Annotated in this window: 16 protein-coding genes; 4 read left to right on the top strand and 12 right to left on the bottom strand. The window is 71.5% G+C overall.

The window, feature by feature from the left end; translation table 11 throughout:
• Window positions 1-55 precede the first annotated feature (55 nt).
• The 6 genes from ABZZ79_RS12195 to ABZZ79_RS12220 form a co-directional block, all read right to left on the bottom strand.
• Window positions 56-1,747: a DoxX family membrane protein gene (locus ABZZ79_RS12195; RefSeq protein WP_356688816.1), complete on the bottom strand. Its 1,692-nt coding sequence runs from the start codon at window positions 1,745-1,747 to the stop codon at window positions 56-58.
• Window positions 1,748-1,864: 117 nt separating this feature from the next.
• Window positions 1,865-2,809, bottom strand: a complete 945-nt coding sequence (gene rlmB, locus ABZZ79_RS12200; protein ID WP_356688817.1) for a 23S rRNA (guanosine(2251)-2'-O)-methyltransferase RlmB — start codon at window positions 2,807-2,809, stop codon at window positions 1,865-1,867.
• Between the two features lie 90 nt (window positions 2,810-2,899).
• Window positions 2,900-4,300: a cysteine--tRNA ligase gene (gene cysS, locus ABZZ79_RS12205; RefSeq protein WP_356688818.1), complete on the bottom strand. Its 1,401-nt coding sequence runs from the start codon at window positions 4,298-4,300 to the stop codon at window positions 2,900-2,902.
• A gap of 159 nt (window positions 4,301-4,459) precedes the next feature.
• Window positions 4,460-4,981 (bottom strand): 2-C-methyl-D-erythritol 2,4-cyclodiphosphate synthase, encoded by a 522-nt coding sequence (ispF, locus tag ABZZ79_RS12210; RefSeq protein WP_356688819.1) that lies wholly within the window; start codon window positions 4,979-4,981, stop codon window positions 4,460-4,462.
• Entirely contained in the window at window positions 4,971-5,744 is a 774-nt protein-coding gene (gene ispD / locus ABZZ79_RS12215; protein WP_356688820.1) for a 2-C-methyl-D-erythritol 4-phosphate cytidylyltransferase, read from the bottom strand. The genes ispF and ispD overlap by 11 nt, the downstream gene beginning before the upstream one ends.
• A gap of 293 nt (window positions 5,745-6,037) precedes the next feature.
• The gene (locus tag ABZZ79_RS12220) at window positions 6,038-6,520 is read right to left on the bottom strand and encodes a CarD family transcriptional regulator (protein ID WP_003953493.1); all 483 of its coding nucleotides are present in this window, start codon (window positions 6,518-6,520) and stop codon (window positions 6,038-6,040) included.
• A gap of 627 nt (window positions 6,521-7,147) precedes the next feature.
• On the opposite strand from ABZZ79_RS12220, the gene ABZZ79_RS12225 reads away from it, so the two are divergent.
• A complete protein-coding gene (locus ABZZ79_RS12225) occupies window positions 7,148-7,795 on the top strand; it encodes a DUF461 domain-containing protein (protein WP_356688821.1) in 648 nt (215 codons plus the stop codon).
• Between the two features lie 94 nt (window positions 7,796-7,889).
• On the opposite strand, the gene ABZZ79_RS12230 is transcribed toward ABZZ79_RS12225, so the two are convergent.
• A complete protein-coding gene (locus tag ABZZ79_RS12230) occupies window positions 7,890-8,570 on the bottom strand; it encodes a response regulator transcription factor (RefSeq protein ID WP_356688822.1) in 681 nt (226 codons plus the stop codon).
• Window positions 8,567-9,868 carry an ATP-binding protein gene (locus ABZZ79_RS12235; protein ID WP_356688823.1) on the bottom strand — a complete coding sequence of 434 codons (1,302 nt, stop codon included), beginning with the start codon at window positions 9,866-9,868 and terminating at the stop codon, window positions 8,567-8,569. The genes ABZZ79_RS12230 and ABZZ79_RS12235 overlap by 4 nt, the downstream gene beginning before the upstream one ends.
• A gap of 294 nt (window positions 9,869-10,162) precedes the next feature.
• Here ABZZ79_RS12235 and phoU point away from each other — a divergent pair, with 294 nt between their 5' ends.
• Together phoU and ABZZ79_RS12245 are read left to right on the top strand one after the other, a co-directional pair.
• Window positions 10,163-10,861, top strand: a complete 699-nt coding sequence (phoU, locus tag ABZZ79_RS12240) for a phosphate signaling complex protein PhoU (RefSeq protein ID WP_356688824.1) — start codon at window positions 10,163-10,165, stop codon at window positions 10,859-10,861.
• Between the two features lie 637 nt (window positions 10,862-11,498).
• A complete protein-coding gene (locus ABZZ79_RS12245; protein WP_356688825.1) occupies window positions 11,499-11,663 on the top strand; it encodes a hypothetical protein in 165 nt (54 codons plus the stop codon).
• A gap of 104 nt (window positions 11,664-11,767) precedes the next feature.
• Here the strand turns inward: ABZZ79_RS12245 and ABZZ79_RS12250 are convergent, their stop codons facing one another.
• The 3 genes from ABZZ79_RS12250 to ABZZ79_RS12260 form a co-directional block, all read right to left on the bottom strand.
• Window positions 11,768-13,045: an MFS transporter gene (locus tag ABZZ79_RS12250; RefSeq protein WP_356688826.1), complete on the bottom strand. Its 1,278-nt coding sequence runs from the start codon at window positions 13,043-13,045 to the stop codon at window positions 11,768-11,770.
• Between the two features lie 201 nt (window positions 13,046-13,246).
• Window positions 13,247-15,022: a stealth conserved region 3 domain-containing protein gene (locus ABZZ79_RS12255; protein WP_356688827.1), complete on the bottom strand. Its 1,776-nt coding sequence runs from the start codon at window positions 15,020-15,022 to the stop codon at window positions 13,247-13,249.
• 12 nt (window positions 15,023-15,034) lie between these two features.
• Window positions 15,035-16,732: a stealth family protein gene (locus tag ABZZ79_RS12260; RefSeq protein ID WP_356688828.1), complete on the bottom strand. Its 1,698-nt coding sequence runs from the start codon at window positions 16,730-16,732 to the stop codon at window positions 15,035-15,037.
• Between the two features lie 187 nt (window positions 16,733-16,919).
• On the opposite strand from ABZZ79_RS12260, the gene ABZZ79_RS12265 reads away from it, so the two are divergent.
• Window positions 16,920-17,681, top strand: a complete 762-nt coding sequence (locus ABZZ79_RS12265) for a phosphoglyceromutase (RefSeq protein ID WP_356688829.1) — start codon at window positions 16,920-16,922, stop codon at window positions 17,679-17,681.
• 191 nt (window positions 17,682-17,872) lie between these two features.
• Here ABZZ79_RS12265 and ABZZ79_RS12270 read toward each other — a convergent pair whose 3' ends face one another.
• A complete protein-coding gene (locus tag ABZZ79_RS12270; protein WP_356688830.1) occupies window positions 17,873-19,105 on the bottom strand; it encodes a peptidase inhibitor family I36 protein in 1,233 nt (410 codons plus the stop codon).

Genomic DNA, 19,105 nt, shown 5'->3' on the forward strand with positions numbered 1-19,105 from the left:
ACGACGGGGTCCCGCACGGTGCGACCGTGCGGGACCCCGTCGTCATGTGGGGCGGTCAGCCCAGGAGGCCACCCACCAGTCCAGGCGGCTGCTCGGCGGTGGGCTCCCCGCCGCCGCCGGACCCCGTGCCCCCGGAGGAGGTGGCGCCGCCGGAGCTGGGCCCGGATCCGGTGCTCGGGGGCTGCTCGACCGGGGAGGACTGCTGCGGCGGAGCCTCGCCCACCGTGCCCTGGGTCTGGCTGGGCGAGCTGCCGGTGGAGGTGTCCCGGGTCGCGCCGGGCGTGGTCGCGGCGCCCTCGGTCGGCGTGGCCGAGGGAGCTTCCTGGGTGGGCGTGGCGGCCGCCGAGGGGCTGCTGCTCTCCTTCTCGCGCTCCGCGGGCTCCTGCGGCAGCGGCGAGCCGGGCAGCTCGTTGCGCGGGGCGTCGCCGGGGCCGGGGACCACGATGCGGTCGGCGTCGCGGACCGCGCCGCCCAGCAGGGAACCGAGGAGCAGGGTGAGCCCGATGACGATGACACTGACCAGGGCGCCGCGGCGCAGCACGTAGCGGCGCAGCTCCCAGAGATCGGAGCGGGGGCCGATCCGGCGCCAGGCCATGCCCGCCAGCCGGCCGTCGATGGAGTAGACGGGGGCGCCGGCGAGGATCAGGGGCGACCAGGCGGCGAGGTAGATGATGTCGGGGGCGTCGTAGACGGGGACGCTCTTCCAGCTGACGGTGACCAGCAGCGCGGCCGAGAGCAGCGCGCCGCCCACCGCTGCGACCCGCTGCCAGCAGCCCAGGACCGTGAGGACGCCCACGACGACCTGGAGGAAGGCGATCACGAGGCCCGAGCCGACCGGGTGCTGCAGGGCGAACTGGCGCAGCGGCTCGGCGACTTCCCACGGGTGCAGGGTGTTGAGCCACTTCACCATCGAGCCGCGCTTGCCGCCGTCGAAGTAGACGGGGTCGCACAGCTTGCCCATGCCGGCGTAGATGGAGATGAAGCCGAGGAAGACGCGCAGCGGGAGCAGGACGACGCCGAGGTTCAGGCGGCGGCCGGGGTAGTACGCGTGCCGCGCGGTGTCGTCGGCGTGCCGTCCGGAGCGCCGTTCGGAGTTGGCCTGTTCCGTCTCGCCGTAGTCGAACCGCTCGTCGTCGTAGGCCGGTTCGTCGTATGGCGGTTCGTCGTATGCCGGTTGGCCGTAGACCGGTTCGTCGTAGGCGCTGCCGACGCTGCGCATATGGGGCAGCAGCCGGGTACCGGCGCCTTCGGGGGTGCGCTGGGCGCCGAGGACGGGTGTCTCGACCGTCTGGTCGAGCCTGCCGTAGACGTCGTCGTAGCCGGGGCCGGGCACGCGGGGGATGACCTGGGTGGCTCCGGCGTCGGCGGTCTCCTCGGCGGAGCGGACGCCCGCCGTGCGCACGGCCTGGAGCAGGCGGTGGGCGCCGGTGTCGTCGGGGGCCGAGCGGCCGCTCCAGACAACGGCGCGGCGGCGGGCGGCGGGCCGGGCCGCCGCGCCCGCGCCGCCGGCCACGGGGATGCGGCCGGTGTCCGCGCCGGCGCCCAAGTGCCGTGCGACCCGCACGGATTGGGCGCGGCGCGAGGAGGCCCCCAACTGCACGCGGAAGCTCGCATGGTTGACGATGATCTGCGCCGGATCGCTCGGCACCTTCACCATGCTCAGCGCGGGAGCGTCATCGAGCCCGGAAGCGAATCCCGACGAGCGGTCCCCCGTCGGTGTGCGGGGTGTTCTGGTGTCCACACTCATCTAACCGAGTGACGCGAGGTTAGGACACTGCTTTGACCTGCCGGATCTGTCCGGACCCCGTCAAGCTTGTCCTGAACGCGAGGATTACCCCGTCCGGGTGGTCCTGTGGACGTGTGTTCAGGCCCGTCGGCGCGCCGCCTCGTACAGCACGATGCCCGCCGCCACACCGGCGTTCAGCGACTCGGCACCGCCCGGCATCGGGATGCGGACACGGACGTCGCAGGTCTCGCCGACCAGCCGCGACAGGCCCTTGCCCTCGCTGCCGACCACGATCACGACCGGCCCGCCCAGCGCGTCCACCGCGCCGAGGTCGGCCTCGCCGTCGGCGGCCAGACCGACCACCGTGACGCCGGCCTTCTTGTACGACTCCAGCGCCCGGGTCAGGTTCGTCGCCCGGGCCACCGGAGTGCGGGCGGCCGTACCGGCGGAGGTCTTCCAGGCACCGGCGGTCATACCGGCCGCGCGGCGCTCGGGCACGACCACGCCGTGCCCGCCGAAGGCGGAGACGGACCGCACCACGGCACCGAGGTTGCGCGGGTCGGTGACCCCGTCCAGCGCGACGATCAGCGGGTACCCGCCCTCGTCGGCGGCCGCGTCGAGCAGGTCCTCGGGGTGGGCGTACTCGTACGGCGGGACCTGGAGGACCAGGCCCTGGTGGTTGAGGCCGTTGGTCATCCGGTCCAGTTCGGGACGCGGGGCCTCCATGAGGTGGATGCCGCCGCGCTCACCCGCGAGCTGGAGCGCCTCGCGCACCCGCTCGTCGTTGTCGATGAACTGCTGGACGTACAGCATGGAGGCGGGCACGCCCCCGCGCAGCGCCTCGACGACCGGGTTGCGCCCGACGACCAGCTCGGACGTGCCCTTGCCGCCGCGGCCTCGCGCCGCCGGACGACGCGCCGGGACCTGCTTGGCCTTGGCGGTGGCGATGCGGTTCTTCTTGTGACCCTTGCGCATCTCCGCGGGCGGGGTCGGGCCCTTGCCCTCCAGGCCCCTGCGCCGCTGGCCGCCACTGCCGACCTGCGCGCCCTTCTTGCCGGACATGCGGCGGTTGTTGGCTGCCATGACCTACCTGTCTGTGTGAAGCGTGCGTGCGTACGTATATGCAGTGTGCCGCCCGGACTGCCGGGCGGCACAATCGATCAAGGACGGTGGCTACCGCGGACCGAGCGACCAGCGCGGGCCCTGCGGACTGTCCTCGATGGAGAGGCCGGACTGGTTCAGCTGGTCCCGGATGGCGTCGGCGGTGGCCCAGTCCTTGCGGGCGCGGGCCGCCTCCCGCTGGTCCAGCACCATGCGGACCAGGGCGTCGACCACACCGTGCAGGTCCTCGCCGCCGTCGGCCTCGCCCGCCCAGTGCGGGTCGAGCGGGTCCAGGCCGAGGACGCCGAGCATGGCACGGACCTCGGCGAGGCGGGCGACGGCGGCTTCCTTGTCGTCGGCGGCCAGGGCGCTGTTGCCCTGCCGGACCGTGGTGTGCACGACCGCGAGGGCCTGCGGCACACCCAGGTCGTCGTCCATGGCCTCGGCGAACGCCAGCGGCACCTCGGCGGCGGGCTCGACCGGTCCCCCGGCCAGCTCCACCACACGCTGCACGAAGCCCTCGATACGGCCGAACGCCGATTCGGCCTCGCGCAGGGCGTCCTCGCTGTACTCGATCATCGAGCGGTAGTGCGGGGTGCCGAGGTAGTAGCGCAGGACGACCGGGCGCCAGTGTTTGACCATCTCCGACACGAGCACACTGTTGCCGAGCGACTTGGACATCTTCTCGCCGCTCATGGTGACCCAGGCGTTGTGCACCCAGTACCGGGCGAACTCGTCGCCGAAGGCCTTCGCCTGGGCGATCTCGTTCTCGTGGTGCGGGAAGATCAGGTCCAGTCCGCCGCCGTGGATGTCGAAGGCGGTGCCCAGGTACTTGTGGGCCATCGCCGAGCACTCCAGGTGCCAGCCGGGGCGGCCCCGGCCCCATGGCGTCTCCCAGCTCGGCTCGCCCGGCTTGGCAGCCTTCCACATCGCGAAGTCGCGGGCGTCGCGCTTGCCCGTCTCGCCCTCGCCGGAGGGCTGGAGCAGGTTGTCCAGCTCCTGGTTGGACAGCCTCAGGTACTCGGGGAAGGACCGCACGTCGAAGTAGACGTTGCCGTCGGCCTCGTAGGCGTGACCGCGCTCGATCAGGCCGCGCATCATCTCGACCATCTCGGGCACATGGCCGGTGGCTCGGGGCTCGTAGGTGGGGGGCAGGCAGCCGAGAGCGGTGTAGCCGTCGTCGAAGGCGCGCTCGTTCTCGTAGCCGATGGCCCACCAGGGGCGGCCCTGGTCCGCCGACTTGACGATGATCTTGTCGTCGATGTCGGTGACGTTGCGGATGAACGTGACGTCGTAGCCGCGGTACGCGAACCAGCGGCGCATGATGTCGAAGTTCAGACCGGAGCGGATGTGGCCGATGTGCGGGGCAGCCTGCACGGTGGCACCACACAGGTAGATCGAGACACAGCCCGGCGTGAGCGGGGTGAAGTCACGGATCTGCCGGGCGCTGGTGTCGTACAGGCGAATAGTCACGGGTCCAGGGTAGTGGGCGCGGAGTAGTGCGGGGTGCCCTCCGGCGGTTTGGCCGTGGTGACCAGCGGGTCTGTCTGTGGGGGCCGGTCGCTCCCAACGCGCTGAGCCGCTCATCGATACGGTCCGTGTCCCCTTCCGCGGGCCTCGGCGCCGGGCGACTCAGTTCACCCTGGCCACCAGTGCGGTCGCGATCGCCATCAGGCCCTCGTCCCGGCCGGGGAAGCCGAGGCCGTCGGTGGTCGCGCCGGAGACCGAGACGGGAGCGCCCGCCGCCTCCGAAAGGATCTTCTGGGCCTCGTCACGGCGCTTGCCGATCTTCGGCCTCGGTCCCACGACCTGTACCGCGACGTTGCCGATCACGAAGCCCGCCTCACGGACGATGCGCGCCGCCTCCGTCAGCAGGGTCACCCCGGAGGCACCCGACCACTCGGGGCGGCCGGTGCCGAAGTGCTGTCCGAGGTCGCCGAGGCCGGCGGCGGAGAAGAGGGCGTTGCACGCGGCGTGGGCGACGACGTCGGCGTCGGAGTGGCCGGCCAGGCCGGGGCCCTCGCCCTCCCACTTCAGCCCGGCGCACCAGAGCTCGCGGCCGTCCTCGAAGGCGTGGATGTCGGTGCCGATGCCGACCTGCGGCAGCATGTGGCCACCCGGCGGCAGCCGAAGACCAGGCGCGTCAGAAGCCATCGTTGAGCCTCCTGCGGGCCAGGACCGCCTCGGCGAGGACGAGGTCGAGCGGGCGGGTGACCTTGAAGGCCTCCTCGTGGCCGGGGACGACCACGACGGGAAGGCCGAGCTGCTCGATCATGCTCGCGTCGTCGGTGACGTTCTCGGTGACCGACTCGTGGGCGCGCACGAGCGTGGCGCGGTCGAAGCCCTGAGGGGTCTGCACCGCGCGCAGCCGGGCCCGCTCCGGGGTGGACAGCACCGGCTCGGGCGCGCCCGGGGTGCCGGCCGGCTCGACCTCCTTCACGGTGTCGGCCAGCGGCAGCGCGGGCACCACGGCGGGGGCGCCCTCGCGGACGGCCTCGATCACGGCGTCCACGGTGTCGACCGGCACCAGGGGGCGGGCGGCGTCGTGCACGAGCACGATGTCGTAGCCGGGCGGCAGGGCGTCCAGGCCGAGCCTGACCGATTCCTGGCGGGAGTCGCCGCCGGGCACGACGAGGAAGTCGGTGCGCTCGGGCAGCGCGTGCGCGTCGAGCATCGACTTCACCTCGGCGGCACCGTCGGGCGGGGCCACCACGAGCACCAGGGAGACCGCGCGGGAGGCGGCCATCGCCCGCACCGCGTGGATGAGCATCGGCGTGCCGTTCAGCGTGCGGAGCGCTTTCGGGGCACCCGGGCCCAGACGTACGCCCCGGCCCGCGGCCGGGATGACGGCGGCGGTACGTGCCGCACGGGCCTCGGAGGCGGTGTCCGAAAGCGAAGGGCGCGAAACGTCAGACATCGGTTCCTGTCAGGTTTGTGTGCTCGGCCTGGGTGGGTATGGCCTCAGCGGTGCCTGCTGGGCACGGGTCGACCGGCCCCTTCCGTGACTTCCGGTCGAGCCGGTGCCCCGGGCCCGCACAGTACCGGGGGACACCCTCCGGCGTACGGAGTCGGCGCACCTTCGGCGTAGGGAGTCCGCGTACGAACATGCCGCAGCGCCCGGCGACAGGAAAAGCGTCATCGGGCACCACGGCATTTTCGGTGTGCTGAGCCGACCGGACTCGCGCCCGGGTCAACGGGGCTCGCGCCGCCTCAGGAGGCGAGAACTTCGTCGAGCAGGGCTTCGGCCTTGTCCTCGTTGGTGTTCTCCGCGAGGGCGAGCTCGCTCACCAGGATCTGGCGGGCCTTGGCGAGCATGCGCTTCTCACCGGCGGACAGTCCGCGCTCGCGCTCGCGACGCCACAGGTCACGCACGACCTCCGCGACCTTGATGACATCGCCGGAGGCGAGCTTCTCCAGGTTTGCCTTGTAGCGACGGGACCAGTTCGTGGGCTCCTCGGCGTACGGCGCGCGCAGCACCTCGAAGACCCGGTCGAGCCCGTCCTGCCCGACCACATCACGCACGCCGACGAACTCCGCATTGTCCGCTGGCACACGTACCGTCAGGTCACCCTGGGCGACCTTCAGCACCAAGTAGGTCTTGTCCACGCCTTTGATCTGGCGAGTTTCGATGGCCTCGATCAGCGCGGCCCCGTGATGGGGATAGACCACGGTGTCGCCAACCTTGAACGTCATGTGACAGGTACCCCTTCCGTGGCTATCCAGGGTAACACGGAAACGACGGTTGCTGAATGGCGTTTTCGCAGGTCAGGGCATATCTCGGGGCTTGACAACAGCAACACGGACGTGCTGCGCCGGGGTCGCGGGACAAGGTATTCGCAGGTCGGAGCGGCTCTCCGTACGGGCTGAAACGAGCACGTTACGCAAGCTCGGGGGCTCCTCCACGTGGCCGAACATCCCGATATGTCCGCTTCCAAGTGATCGACTTCCGCTACTCCGTTCGGTGAGATGAGTCGGGTACCAGACGAATCCGGAATTGATCCGCTCAGTCGTCCGGCCCGGCTCCCGGTGATCAATTTCCGGGCCTTGGCGCATTCCTTCACGGAAAATTTGCGAGCGGATCGCCGGGCATTGCGGCAGTGGTTTGTGTGAATGCCGGACGGGCCTCGCCCGAGGTGACTCCGGAGTCACCTTCAAGGGTGCGCGAAGTCCCGTCGCGCCCCCTGCCGGGCGACGCGACCGGCCGAGGGGAGGGTCGGGTGCGGCCGCGCGGGAACGACTCGGTAACCTGGGGCCGCTGACAGACACTTAGAGCGGCTTTATCCAGGGAGCCGCCCCTGCGTTCAAGGAGTTGCCGCCGCCGTGAGCAGCAGCCTTCGACGCGGCGCCCTCGCCGCCTCCGTCATCGCGTTCGCCATCGCCTCGCTCGCCGCGTGCGGTGCCGGCAACGACGCTCAGACCCTCGGCGTCAAGCCGGACAACGCGGCCACCAGCGTCGGCGACATCAAGATCCAGAACGCGGTGGTGATCATCCAGCCCGAGGCCGACGCCGCGGGCCCGGCCGCGGTCTCCGCGACTCTGTTCAACTCCGGCGGCTCCGCGCAGACGGTGGACTCCATCACCGTGGACGGCATCGGCACCGCCGAGATCAAGGCCACCGAGGGCGGCAGCCTGTCCGTCCCGGCCGGCGGCTCCGTCGTCATCGGCGGCGAGGGCAACGCCTCCGCCGTGCTGGCCGACGGCAGCGCCCTCGTCGACGGCGCCAACCAGAAGGTCACCTTCGCCTTCAGCGAGACCGGCGACGTGAGCCTGGAGGCCTTCGTCGTGCCGGCCCAGAGCTACTTCTCCGAATGGGGCCCGACCGAGGCCCCGTCCGCCCCGGAGACCAGCCCGGCGGCCACCGAGAGCGGCCAGCCCGCCGAGGGCGCGTCCGCGTCCCCCTCGGGCACGCCGGCCGACCAGGCGTCCGCCTCCGCCTCCGAGAGCGCGGAGGGCGAGGCTGGTCACTGACCGCCGCAGCCGTACGACGAAGGGCGGGACCTCCTCGGAGGTCCCGCCCTTCGTCGTGGGTGACGCCGGCCGCGCGGGGTCGCGCGGGTGCGGCCTACGGCTCGAACTTGTAGCCGAGACCGCGGACCGTCACCAGGTAGCGCGGGGCCCCCGGGTCCGGCTCGATCTTGGCGCGCAGACGCTTGACGTGGACGTCGAGGGTCTTGGTGTCACCGACGTAGTCGGCACCCCAGACGCGGTCGATCAGCTGCATACGGGTCAGCACCCGGCCGGCGTTGCGCAGCAGCATCTCCAGCAGGTCGAACTCCTTCAGCGGCAGGTCGACCTTGGAGCCGGAGACCGTCACCACATGGCGGTCCACGTCCATGCGGACCGGACCGGCCTCCAGGGCGGCCGGGGCCACCTCCTCCGGCTCGCCGCGGCGGCGCAGCACCGCGCGGATGCGGGCGACCAGCTCGCGGGAGGAGAACGGCTTGGTGACGTAGTCGTCGGCTCCTATCTCCAGGCCGACGACCTTGTCGATCTCGCTGTCCTTGGCGGTCACCATGATGACGGGGACGTTGGAGCGGCCGCGCAGCTGGCGGCACACTTCTGTGCCCGGCAGGCCGGGCAGCATCAGGTCGAGGAGGACGAGGTCGGCGCCGTTGCGCTCGAACTCGTCGAGTCCGTCGGGGCCCGTGGACGCGACAGCGACCTCGAAGCCCTCCTTGCGGAGCATGTACGACAGGGCGTCGGAGAAGGACTCCTCGTCCTCGACGACGAGCACTCGGGTCACGGAAGGACCTCCGGGGCGGAAAGCGTCTGGTACGCGGTTGACTCGGGGGAAGGGGTAGAAGGGGTGCGGGACGAGTGGGCCGAGTGTCCCGTCGCGCCCGGGTCGCTCTCATAGTCGAGGGCGGGGTGCTGGTACGCGCGGTCGCGGGCGGCGCCCGCCTCCGGCAGTCGCAGGGTGAACGTGGAGCCCTGTCCCTCCGAGCTCCACACCGTGACCTCCCCGCCGTGCGAGGCGGCCACGTGCTTGACGATCGCCAGCCCCAGGCCCGTACCGCCGGTGGCGCGGGAGCGGGCGGGGTCGACGCGGTAGAAGCGCTCGAAGATGCGCTCCTTGTCCTTGTCGGAGATGCCGATGCCCTGGTCGGTGACGGCGATCTCGATCGAGTCGCCACCGACCCCGTTCACGCGGCGGGCGGCTATGCCGACGCGGGTGCGGGCGGGCGAGTAGTTGACGGCGTTCTCCACGAGGTTGCCGAGGGCGGCCGCGAGCTGGCCGCGATGGCCCCAGACGTGCAGGTCGGCGTGGCCTCCTGGGGACATGGTGATCTGTTTCGTGCCCGCCTGGTGGCGGCAGCGGTCGATGGCCTCGGCGACCAGTTCGTCCACCCGGACCGGTTCGGCGTCGTCCAGCGGGTCGTCGTTCTGCACCCGGGAGAGGTCGATCAGTTCCTGGACCAGGTTGGTCAGCCGGGTCGCCTCGATCTGCATGCGGCCCGCGAAGCGCTGCACGGCCTCGGGGTCGTCGGAGGCGTCCATGACGGCCTCGGAGAGCAGGGAGAGCGCGCCGACCGGGGTCTTGAGCTCATGGCTGACATTCGCGACGAAGTCCCGCCGGACCGCTTCTATGCGCCGGGCCTCGGTGAGGTCCTCGACCAGCAGCAGCACCAGACGGGAGCCGAGCGGGGCGACGCGGGCGGAGACCGCGAGGGCCTCGCCGCGGCCGCCACCGCGCTTGGGAAGGTCCAGCTCGACCTGGCGTATCTCGCCGTCCCGGCGGGTGTCGCGGGCCATCTGCAGCATCGGCTCCACCGCGAGCCTGCCGCCGCGCACCAGGCCGAGGGCGTAGGCCGCGGAGCTGGCCTTGACCACGGCGTCGGCCTCGTCGAGGACGACGGCCGAGGACCGCAGCACTGACAGCACGGTGTCGACGCCGGGCGGGAGCACCGGGTCGGTGTGCAGGGAGGTCCGGGTGGGCCGGCTCAGGTCGCGTTCGCTCCAGCGGAACGCCAGCATGGCGATGACGCCGGTGAGCACCCCGGCGATCGCTGCCGCTGCGGCGACCGCCGCGTTCACGTCCATGCGTCCAGGTTAGGCATGGCGAACGGTATGGCCACAGCCATGGATGTGCGACCTCGAACACTCGTCGCCCAGAGTTCACCTTGGAGCCAGTACTGATTCATTTGGGGTGGCCGAAACGGACGCGTACAGGGTCGAACGTGGGAACGTAGGGGCGGAACCCCCTTGGGAACTGTTGAGCGACCGTGGGGGCGAGCCCCATGAGACCGCGGGGCCGCACCCCGGGCAACCCCAGGGCCGGGCCCCGAGAGGCCGCGGGGGCGACACCCCCTGAAAGACGCACGAGAGGGAACCCTGATGCGGGACGCGTACCACGAGGAACTGGACTCGATCGGCGACGGTCTGGTGGAGATGGCCCGGCTGGTCGGGTCGGCGATCGGACGCGCCACGACGGCCATGCTCGACGCCGACCTGAGGCTGGCCGAGCACGTGATCGAGGCCGACAAGAGGGTCGACGAGCTCCAGCACGACCTGGAGGCCCGCGCCATCGCGCTGCTGGCCCGTCAGCAGCCGGTGGCGACGGACCTGCGGATAGTGGTCACCTCGCTGCGCATGTCCGCCGACCTGGAGCGCTCCGGCGACCTCGCCCAGCACGTGGCCAAGCTGGCCCGGCTGCGGTTCCCCGAGCGGGCGGTGCCGCAGGACCTGCACGCCACGATCCTGGAGATGGGCCAGCTCGCGCAGCGCCTGATGGCGAAGGCGGCCGAGGTCATCGTCACCAAGGACATCGACCTCGCGATGCAGCTGGAGCAGGACGACGACGCGATGGACCTGCTGCACCGGACGCTCTTCCAGCACCTGATGGACGACCGCTGGAAGCACGGCATCGAGACGGCCGTCGACGTCACCCTGCTCGGCCGCTACTACGAGCGGTTCGCCGACCACGCGGTGTCCGTGGCCAAGCGTGTGGTGTTCCTGGTGACGGGTGAACACGCGGACGAGCTCCAGCCGGACACCCAGCCGGAGATCCAGCCTATGGGCGGGGACACGGCGTAACTCCACGACCGTGGGTCGCGGTCGTGGCGCGGCCCACGGTCGTGGCGCGGCCGACGGGCGGAGTCGCTTCGCGGCAGACGGACGGGAAAGCGGCGCGGCCGGCGGGCGGAGTCGCTTCGCGGCCGACGGTCTCGGTCGGGGCGCGGCGTACGGGCGGGAACGGGGCGCGGCCCACGGGCGGAGTCGCTTCGCAGCCGACCGTCTCGGTCGCGGCGCGGCATAAGGGCGGGAACGCGGCCGGGCCTACGGGCGGAGTCGCGTGGCGGCCGACGGGCTCGTTCGCGGCGCAGCCGAGGGCTGGTGACGGGTAGGCGCACGCGGACGAGCTCCGACCGGAGTTCCAGCCAACGGGGCGGGGGCACGGCGTAGCCGACGACTGGTAGCGCGCACCCGACGGGCCGGAACGCGGCGCGGGCGATGGGCTCGGTCGCGGCGCAGCCGACGGGCGGGAACGCGGCGCCACGGGCGGGAGACGGCGTGGTCGGCGGGCGGGAGACCGCGTAGTCGGCGGGCGGGAGACGGCGTGGTCGGCGGGCGGGGGCGGCGTGGCCGGGTCTCGCCTTCGCCTCCGTGCGCTGTTGATGCGCCCGCTGACGCGGGCATGGAATGGGTAAAGCCACCAGCCCTAGGAGGGACCATGGCCGAAGCCCCCGGCACGCCCAGTGGCACGCCCGACCCCACGCAGGAACGCGCGACCGAGCAGCCCGCCGAGATCAGGAACCTGATGGTGATCGGCGCGTGCGGTTGCGGCTCGGGCTGCGGCTGCGGGTGCCAGTCGGGCAACCCCTGCCAGTGCGGCTGACGAGCGTCGAGTGCGCGAGGCCTCCGGTGTACTGCCGGGGGCCTCGTCGTGTCGTGTGCGCGACCTGGTGATCGGGAGCTTCGGCCTGGCGGCCACGGGGCGGCTCAGCCGGCCGTGGTGCTCGGCTCGCCGTCCGGGAGCGGCCGTACGGCCACGGGCCGGGGCTCCGGCAGCGCGGGCTCCTGGGGCAGGGAGCGCATCAGGAGCCAGTAGCCCGCCGCCGCGACCGTGCCGATCACCGCGCAGGCGCCCCACAGCCATTCCGCGCCGAAGTGGTCGAGGAGGACGCCGGACATCAGCGGGGCGATCAGCGCGGCGACGGACCAGGACATCGTGTACATGCCCTGGTAGCGGCCGCGGCCGTGCACCGGGGAGAGGCGGACGACGATGCCGGTCTGGGTGGGCGCGTTGACGATCTCGGCGAGGGTCCAGACGCACACGGTCAGGGCGAAGGCGGCCACCGAGCCCGCGAAGGCCGTCAGCGCGAAGCCGTAGCCCGCGAGCAGGGACGACACCACCAGGAGCCACTGCGGGTCGCGGTGTTCGATGAAGCGGGTGACCGGGATCTGCAGGGCGACGATCAGCACGCCGTTCACGGCGATGGCCAGGCCGTAGTCGGCGGGCGTGAAGCCGGCCTCGCCCATGGCGACGGGCAGCCCGACCGAGCCCTGCTGGAAGATCAGGGCGACCAGGAAGGAGAGCCCGACGACACCCATGAATCGGCCGTCGCGCAGCACCGTGCCGAGGCCGGTCTCCTCGTCCTTGCCCTGGTCCGCGGCCGTCTTCACCGGCCGCGACTCCGGCAGCTTCAGGAAGACCACGATCGCGCAGGCCAGGGTCATGGCCCCCTCGATCAGGAAGCCGGCGAGATAGCTGACCTCGGCGATGAAGCCCGCGCCCGCCGAGGAGACGGCGAAGCCGAGGTTGATCGCCCAGTAGTTCAGGGAGAACGCGCGCACGCGGTCCTCGGGGCGCACGATGTCCGCCATCATCGCCTGCACCGCGGGCCGGGAGGCGTTGGAGGCCATGCCGACCAGGAAGGCGACGGCCGCGATCGCGACCGGGTGGTGCATGAAGCCGAGCAGGGCGACCGACAGGGCCGTCGAGGACTGGGCGATCAGCAGCGTGGGCCTGCGGCCCAGCCGGTCCGTCATCACGCCCGCGCCCAGCGAGGAGATCACGCCGCCGAGCCCGTGCAGGGCCGCGACCAGGCCGGCGTACGAGGCGGAGTAGCCGCGGTCGAGCGTCAGGTAGAGCGCCATGTACGTGGCGACGAACGCGCCCAGCCGGTTGACCAGCGTGCTGGTCCACAGCCACCAGAAGGCGCGCGGGAGACCGGAGACCGACTCCCGCACGGCACGTCTCAACGAGGCTGGTGACATCGCGCATCCCCCACAGCTGTAAGCGGCTCAAGTGGCAGCCACAACTTACGAACGGGGCCGGCGCGAGCGCCACCGAATTGACGGGGAGCGTCAATCGAGGGGCTGTCGGGGGCGCGCCGGGCGGCCTCGCGGCTCGGCGCGGCCGCCGGGGGACGTCCACGGCCGCGCGAGGAACTCCGCCGCCGACGCCCCCGTACCGCGTCAGCGCCTGAGCCGTGCCGGCCTGTCCTGCGGCGCCGCCTGCGGGCCCACCGCCGGCTTCTTCTCGAAGCGGCTCGGGAAGGGGTACTTGCGCTCCAGGAACGCCCGGATCGCCTTCTGCGCCGCCGCGCGGGCGGCCGCGGGGGTGTCCACGTCGTTCAGGCAGAAGAAGTCGACATCCTCACCGGCCGCGAGCCGCGCCAGGCGCTGCTTCATGTCGGGCGAGCCCAGCTGCACATAGCGGAAGAGGTACTCCGCCGGAACGGCCCGTCCGGTCGCGATCGCCCAGTGGTGGTGGAGGGTCGAGGCGGGCGCGACGTCCGAGGTGGAGCGGAACCTGGAGTACGCGGTGCGCTCCAGCTCCTCGATGCCGAGGCCCTCCATCTCCCGCATCACCGACAGCAGCTGGGGATGCGGGGTGTGCAGGGACTTCTGGGTGATCTGCCGCCCGTGGAACCGCTTGATCACCTCACGGGTGTTCTTGCCCGCCGAGTTCGGCGCGGGCTCCAGCGGATGCGGGGAGCCCACCCCGAGCTTCAGCGGCGAGAACGGGATCCGCGCGATGCCGCTGCCGTGGAAGAAGTGCTCGGCCCGCACGGGGCGGTTGATGAAGACGTCGTCGTTGAAGTAGAGGAACTGGTCCGACAGACCCGCTATGTGGTGCAGCCGGCTCTCGATCGCGTGCGAGTTGAACACCGGCAGCGCGTCCGCGGGGAGGATGTCCCGGTGGTCGACGACCGTGATGCCCTCGGCGGCCGGGTCCAGCCAGGCCGGCACCTGCGAGTCGGTCACCAGATACACGTGCCGGACGAAACCGGCGTACATCTCCAGCGAGCGCAGGGCGTACTTCAGCTCGTCGTGGCTGGTGTAGCGGGAGTCGCCGGTCTCGCGCGCGGCGATGACGTTGTCGGACCGCTCCTGGTGGGCGCGGCGCTTGGCGGCCATCGCCGGGTCGTCGCCGTCGACCCAGGTGTAGACGGCGTCGACCGGGAACAGCACGTCGTCGATGCCCGGCTCGGCGAACGCGGCGAACGTCGGCACGGCGCGGCGGTGCCGCTGCGCATCGGCCGGCTTCTGCGCGGACTCCGGGACGACCTCGGAGACCGGGTTGCGGCGCGGGGCGACGAGGGCCGTGCCGAAGACGTCCTCCAGCCGGTCGCCGGGCACGGTCAGGTGGGCGGGCTCGCCGCCCAGGTCCCGGCCGTGCCGCCAGAACTCGATGTCGCAGCCCGACTCCAGCCCACTGAGCACCTGCCCGGCAGGGCCGAGCCGCACCAGGCCGGTCCGCAGGACCGAAGCGCTCCGCAGGGCCCGCGGCAGCCTGCCGTCGGCCCACAGCACCGCGCTCGACACGCTGCCGTCGGCCGCGACGGCGCCGACGTACGACGCCGTACCCGCGAAGCGCTGCCGGGCGCGGGCCAGGACGGTGCCGCGGTGCTCCTGCGCGACCCCGACCACCTGGCCAGGGGCGCCGGTGCCGTGGCCGCTGGGGACCAGGAAATACGGCACGCCGGCCGCCTCCAGCAGCGTGCACACCTGTTCCAGGTCGGCCTCGGCGGCGTCGGCGGCGGTGTAGCCCGTGACCATGGACCCGTACAGCCGCGACGGTCCGAAGGCGACCTTGCGCAGCCCCGGGACCGCGCGCCGCAGCCGGCGGCGCGAGCGGGACCCGCGCAGCCCCCACAGCCGGGCGGCCAGCCACAGCCGGAGGCGGAGCAGCAGGTCCCGGGCAGCCCGCATGCCCGCGGGTGCCGGCAGGCGGTGACGTATCTCCATGGCCTCGGTCCGTCAGTTCCGCTTCTCGAAGGGGCTGGGGAACGGGAAGTAGTTCTCCAGGAACTCGGACATCCGGACGTGCACCCGCTCGCGCTCCTCCGGTGCCACGTCGACGTCGTTGAGGCAGAAGAAGTCGAACCGGCGGTTCGTCTTCAGGTCCTCCAGCCGCTTGTCGGCGTCCGGGCGGCTGATGTTGACGTACCGGAAGCCGAACTTGCCCGGCACACCGCGGCCCTTGATCAGCGCGTAGTTGTAGAGCATCGGAGCCGTCACTGCGATGTCCGTCGGGGAACGGAAGCGGGAGGCCGTGGTGCGCCGGATGTCCTCCGGGAACAGCTCCTCCAGCTCCAGGAGCGTGCCGCGGTGCTGCGGGAGCGGGGTGTGCATGAAGTTGTTCGTGGTCATCTTCCCGAACTTCTCCATCAGCAGCGCCCGTACGTTCTTGCTGGCGGAGTTGGTGGCCGTCTCCTCGGCGTGCGGCTTGCCGACACCGATCTTGAGCGGGGACACCGGGACGCGCAGCAGGCCGCTGCCGTGGAAGAAGTGCTCCGGGGTGATGCGGCGGCCGGCGAACACGTCGTCGTTGAAGTACAGGTAGTGCTCGGACAGGCCGGGGATGTGGTGCAGCCGGGTCTCGATCGCGTGCGAGTTGAAGACCGGCAGGACGTCCTCGGGGAAGATGTCGCGGTGGTCGACGACCGTGATGCCCTCGGCGGTGTCGTCCAGCCAGTGCGGCTTCTGTCCGTCGGTGACGATGTAGATGTGCCGGACGAAGTCGGCGTACATCGCGAGCGAGCGCAGCGAGTACTTCAGCTCGTCGTGGCTGGTGTAGCGGGAGGCGTTGGTCTCCTTGTCCAGGATCTCGGCGGTGCCGCGGTCCTGATACCTGGCCCGCTTCGCCCGCATCGCGGGCTCCTCGCCGTCGACCCAGGTGTAGACGACGTCCACGGGGAACGTGACACGATTCACAGGGGCCAGGGTCAGCGGGGCGAAGCTCGGCAGCTCCCGCTCGCCGACCCTCACCATGACCGGCTTCTGCTCGGAGGCGGGCAGCACGTCGGTGATGCCGTTGTTGCGCGGCGCGATCAGGGACTCGCCGAATATGTCCTCGGAGGCCTGCGGCTGCACCTTGGCCAGGCGGCGCTGGCCCTCCTCGGTGGCCAGGAGGCGACCGCCGTCCTCCCAGAACTCCACGTCGCAGGCCAGCTCGGGGCCGGCCAGCAGCTGGCCCTTGGGGCCGAGGTGGTTCTCGCCGACGCGCAGCACGGGCGCCGTGCTCAGACCTGAGGGCAGGACGCCGTCCAGGAACATCGCGGGGTGCTTGAGCTGGCCGCCGGGCATCGGCCGGCCGATGAACACGGCCTTGCCCTCGTACAGCGTCTCCAGCGCGGCGATGAAGCGCGCGCGGTCCACGGAGTTCACGCCGACGATGTGGCGGGTACGGGCGGTCGGCACGAGGAAGTAGGAGATGTTCTCCTTCTCCAGCGCGGCGATCACCAGGTCGAGGTTGGAGGCGGCCGCACCGGCGGCCGTGAACTCCGTCACAACCCGCCCGTAGAGCTGCTGGCCGCGCACGGCGATGGGGCGCAGCACGGGGTCCGTGACCGCTGCTCTGCGGCGTCGCCGCATCGTCCGCAGCTGCCAGACTCGCTCGGCGGCCTTCCGCTCGACTCGCGGACGCATCCGCCGCGCAAAGGAACGCACGGTCACGTTTCTGTGCTCCTCATCTGAACCGCTCACCTGCGCTGAAGGGACAGGTGGATGTGGCAATAGGTTGTGGAAGAGTTCACCTTAATTTAGACAAGCACCCGGCCGCCTCTCCCACCGCCCGCCGGAGGCCCGATGGGGCCAAGGCCACACTCCGACCGCCCCGGATTCGTTAGGTAGGCTCAAGGCCATGGCCGACGCACCGTACAAGCTGATCCTCCTCCGCCACGGCGAGAGCGAATGGAACGCGAAGAACCTGTTCACCGGCTGGGTGGACGTCAATCTCAACGAGAAGGGCGAGAAGGAGGCGGTCCGCGGCGGTGAGCTGCTCAAGGACGCCGGCCTGCTGCCCGACGTGGTCCACACGTCCCTCCAGAAGCGCGCCATCCGCACCGCGCAGCTCGCACTGGAGTCCGCCGACCGTCACTGGATCCCGGTCCACCGCTCCTGGCGCCTGAACGAGCGCCACTACGGTGCGCTCCAGGGCAAGGACAAGGCCCAGACCCTCGCCGAGTTCGGCGAGGAGCAGTTCATGCTGTGGCGCCGCTCGTACGACACCCCGCCGCCGCCGCTCGCCGACGACGCCGAGTTCTCCCAGGCGGACGACGCGCGCTACGCGTCCATCCCGCCGGAGCTGCGCCCGCGCACGGAGTGCCTGAAGGACGTCGTCCAGCGCATGCTCCCCTACTGGTACGACGGCATCGTCCCGGACCTGCTCTCCGGCCGCACGGTCCTGGTCGCCGCCCACGGCAACTCGCTGCGCGCCCTGGTCAAGCACCTCGACGGCGTCTCCGACGCCGACATCGCGGGCCTGAACATCCCCACGGGCATCCCGCTCGCCTACGAGCTCGACGCCGAGTTCAAGCCGGTCACCCCCGGCGGCACGTACCTCGACCCCGAGGCGGCCGCGGCGGCGATCGAGGCGGTCAAGAACCAGGGCAAGAAGAAGTAAGAGTTGCGATCATGCCCCCGACCTGCGCTTACGGCGCGAGGCGGGGGCATTTTCACGGGCTGGGCCCACCGTCCTTGACGCTCTCCGCTCGGTGCGGAGGCCCTCTCCTTTGTGTTGATCGCGTCCTGTCTGTTGAACGCGTTCCGTGTGCTGAACGCGTTCCGTGTGTTGATCGCGTTCTGCTGGTCGGGTCAGAACGTGCCGTTCAGGCCGAACCAGTACGGGTCCGACACCTCGCCCGGGTCGAGGGTGCCGTCGCCGCGGCCCGGGAGGACGAGCTGGCAGCCGACGCCTCGGCAGGACTCGCCCACGTAGCTGCTCGTGCTGATGGTGACGAGGTCGGCGCGGGCGTCGCCGGTGACGTCGCCGACACCGACGAACTCGGCCACGAGCTTCCAGCCGGTGGAGCCCACCAGGCTGCGGCCGCCGAGGGCAGCGGTGCGGCCCGGGTAGAGCCAGAGCTTGCCGGTCGCGGCCTCGCGGGCGTAGAGGTCGGGGCGGGCGTCGCCGTTGACGTCGCCGACGGCGACGAGCGCGTTCATGGAGTTCCAGCCGCCCGAGCCGATGAGCTTACGGGCGCCCAGGGTGCCGGTGGAGGTGCCCGGGTACAGCCACAGCCTGCCCGTGGCCTTCTCGACCGCGATCAGGTCGGAGCGGGCGTCACCGGTCAGGTCGCCGAGAGCGTGGACGCGGCTCATGGAGTTCCAGCCGCCGGAGCCGATCAGCTTGCGGCTGCCGAACGAGCCGGTGCCGCTGCCCGGGTAGAGCCAGAGCTTGCCGGTGGCGGCCTCGCGGGCGATGAGGTCCTCACGGCCGTCGCGGCTGAAGTCGCCGTGGCGGGTGAGGGCGTTCATGGCGTTCCAGCCACCGGAGCCGACGAGCCGACCGGTGCCGTCGCCGGGCAGGAACCACAGCCGGCCCGCCTTGTCGCGGACGAGGACGTCGGCCTTGAGGTCGCCGTTGAGGTCGCCGTTGAGGTCGCCGAAGCCGGCCGCCTCGGGCGTGGCCGAGGAGTACCAGCTCGGGTAGGCCGGGAAGTGGCACTCCCGTTCGGTGCGCACGAACCGCACCGAGCTGGTGGTGGCGTACGCGTGACCCCACTCGGTGCCCGGGGGGTCCGGCGCCCAGACGTAGGCGCCTCCGGCCTCCCCGTAGTTGGCGTCCTCGTGCAGGCAGACATACTGCGACGTGCGGTTCACGACCGAGCGGAACGAATTGTTCCAGGTGCCGAGTGTCGCCTTGTTCGTGTTCGTCTTGAACATCGTGCCCGTGCCGTCTTCCGACTTCCAGGCACAGAAGTAGCCCGCCGGGCAGTCGCGGATCGCGGCCTGAGCGGGCGAGGCGGCCGTGCCCAGGAGCCCGAGCGAGGCGAGCCCCAGCGTCATGGCCAGCGCGGCCAGGCGCCGAAGCGGGGATATGCGCAT

Origin of the sequence: Streptomyces sp. NPDC006458 (genome assembly GCF_040612135.1) — a bacterium.
Taxonomy (GTDB): Bacteria; Actinomycetota; Actinomycetes; order Streptomycetales; family Streptomycetaceae; genus Streptomyces.

Coding starts and splice junctions, on each gene's coding strand:
- ABZZ79_RS12195 (WP_356688816.1), bottom strand. CDS start 1,747: ATGAGTGTGGACACCAGAACACCCCGCACACCGACGGGGGACCGCTCG.
- rlmB (WP_356688817.1), bottom strand. CDS start 2,809: ATGGCAGCCAACAACCGCCGCATGTCCGGCAAGAAGGGCGCGCAGGTC.
- ispF (WP_356688819.1), bottom strand. CDS start 4,981: ATGGCTTCTGACGCGCCTGGTCTTCGGCTGCCGCCGGGTGGCCACATG.
- ispD (WP_356688820.1), bottom strand. CDS start 5,744: ATGTCTGACGTTTCGCGCCCTTCGCTTTCGGACACCGCCTCCGAGGCC.
- ABZZ79_RS12220 (WP_003953493.1), bottom strand. CDS start 6,520: ATGACGTTCAAGGTTGGCGACACCGTGGTCTATCCCCATCACGGGGCC.
- ABZZ79_RS12235 (WP_356688823.1), bottom strand. CDS start 9,868: ATGGACGTGAACGCGGCGGTCGCCGCAGCGGCAGCGATCGCCGGGGTG.
- phoU (WP_356688824.1), top strand. CDS start 10,163: ATGCGGGACGCGTACCACGAGGAACTGGACTCGATCGGCGACGGTCTG.
- ABZZ79_RS12245 (WP_356688825.1), top strand. CDS start 11,499: ATGGCCGAAGCCCCCGGCACGCCCAGTGGCACGCCCGACCCCACGCAG.
- ABZZ79_RS12250 (WP_356688826.1), bottom strand. CDS start 13,045: ATGTCACCAGCCTCGTTGAGACGTGCCGTGCGGGAGTCGGTCTCCGGT.
- ABZZ79_RS12255 (WP_356688827.1), bottom strand. CDS start 15,022: ATGGAGATACGTCACCGCCTGCCGGCACCCGCGGGCATGCGGGCTGCC.
- ABZZ79_RS12265 (WP_356688829.1), top strand. CDS start 16,920: ATGGCCGACGCACCGTACAAGCTGATCCTCCTCCGCCACGGCGAGAGC.
- ABZZ79_RS12270 (WP_356688830.1), bottom strand. CDS start 19,105: ATGCGCATATCCCCGCTTCGGCGCCTGGCCGCGCTGGCCATGACGCTG.